The organism is Bartonella sp. TT29SHDZB (assembly GCF_042193395.1).
In the GTDB taxonomy this organism is placed as follows: domain Bacteria; phylum Pseudomonadota; class Alphaproteobacteria; order Rhizobiales; family Rhizobiaceae; genus Bartonella.
Genome location: NZ_JBHILQ010000100.1, coordinates 1 through 1,103 on the forward strand (window position 1 = coordinate 1; position 1,103 = coordinate 1,103).

The 1,103-nt window shown below is 29.8% G+C and carries 1 protein-coding gene; it reads right to left on the reverse strand.

From position 1 onward, the window contains the following. Window positions 1-805 precede the first annotated feature (805 nt). A partial coding sequence (locus ACFIJJ_RS09805; RefSeq protein ID WP_375624467.1) for an autotransporter outer membrane beta-barrel domain-containing protein occupies window positions 806-1,103 on the reverse strand: 298 nt, incomplete at its 5' end.

Sequence of the window (1,103 nt, forward strand, 5' to 3'; positions counted from 1 at the left end):
ATTTAGAATACTCACTCATCATTCTACATATTGAATAAAAAACTGAATATTATAAATTTCTTTCATTCAAACCTGTTTATATTTAATCAATTAACCCCTTGTTCATCACAAACGAAGCTGGCATGTAAAGAAGGACTTTTGAAAAAAGGTGAATTGCTTCTTATGAACATTCTCGAGTGCTAAAATCTGCGCAAATATTGAATGCTGAAAAAAGAATGATGATATCCGCGCATAACCGCAATAAAAATAATATCCTGTATCCAATCAAAATTTCTCTGCCACCTATCATTTACAAAACAACAACCGTAACAATACGATAAAGCATACTTTACTTTTATTATAATTTGACCTCAAACTCCCTCTGTTTGTTCTAAAAACAAGTATTTCTCCAAAATTCTTAAGTAAACATCCTAAAAAAGGAAAAAAATAATATGCGTATTAAATGATATAAACGTAAATAAAGTTCTAAAACAAAATTCAAAAAAATGCATAAAGCTCGTAAAGACTAAACTTATGATCTATAAAATTTAATAAAGAAATGGACAAAAACAACCATCAATATCGTCTCTTTTAAAAGATTATACCACAAGAATTTAGCATTCAAGTTTCTCACATTCACAATGAAATCTGCCCCCATATCTTAATATCAAAATTTTAGGAAAATTCCTCATCGCATAGAAGAAAGCATCTATTGTAATCTTTTATATCAAAAAAATAACCATATTGATGAGGAAAAATAAATTTCAATACATTAAAAGGCAGAAAAATCTTCTGCCTTTTATATAAAAATGCACATTATATCTCTTCAAAAAAGATGTCGCAATCCAGCAGAGAAACTGGCTCCAGAAAAACCAGCTTTCTTAAATTTATGCTGATAAGTTACATCTCCATGAAGAAAAAGTTTTGAAGAAAGACGAGCATTAAACCCAAGACCTGCTTCCAAAAAAGAACCAAAAAAACCTAATTGGAAATCGTTTTTAAAAGAAACAAATTGCTTATCTTCAAAACTATGCAAATACGAAAGCTTACTATAAAAAGAAACGACACGTCCCTCTTCAGAAACATTAAGTGTCTTTCTTAAACGCCCACCAACACGCCCCACC